Below are 336 nucleotides of genomic sequence, written 5' to 3'. Positions count from 1 at the left end.
AAGGTTAACGACGGTTAGATTCACCTCTTACACAGCACCTGCGCCTAATGATTCTGTATCTCTGTCTCTGCAAATAATTTCACAACCATTGCTTTCTGATTTTGCCCGTTCGAAATATCTGTAATCAGTGATCAGCCATAGACCTTGTGTTGAAACGATGAGGTAAGCTGCGTTACCACTGTAACCTGTTAGATAAAAGATGTTTTTCGTAGTTAAACACCAACAAGTTTTTTACGTCTTTCTCTTGTAAAGCTAATAATAAACGCTGCTGACGTGAGGTGCTGTGTAAGAGGTGAATCTAACCGTCGTTAACCTTAGCAATACGTAATTTATACG

At 39.3% G+C, this 336-nt stretch carries 1 protein-coding gene; it reads right to left on the bottom strand.

Annotation, left to right across the window (positions count from 1 at the left end; translation table 11 throughout):
- Nucleotides 1–27: 27 nt before the first annotated feature.
- The gene (locus ACXAC4_RS18350; RefSeq protein ID WP_475164423.1) at nt 28–201 is read right to left on the bottom strand and encodes an aminopeptidase P family N-terminal domain-containing protein; all 174 of its coding nucleotides are present in this window, start codon (nt 199–201) and stop codon (nt 28–30) included.
- Nucleotides 202–336: the final 135 nt, after the last annotated feature.

It is taken from the genome of Pseudoalteromonas sp. AWM4_233 (assembly GCF_056158285.1).
This window is presented reverse-complemented; position numbering and strand designations above follow the sequence as displayed.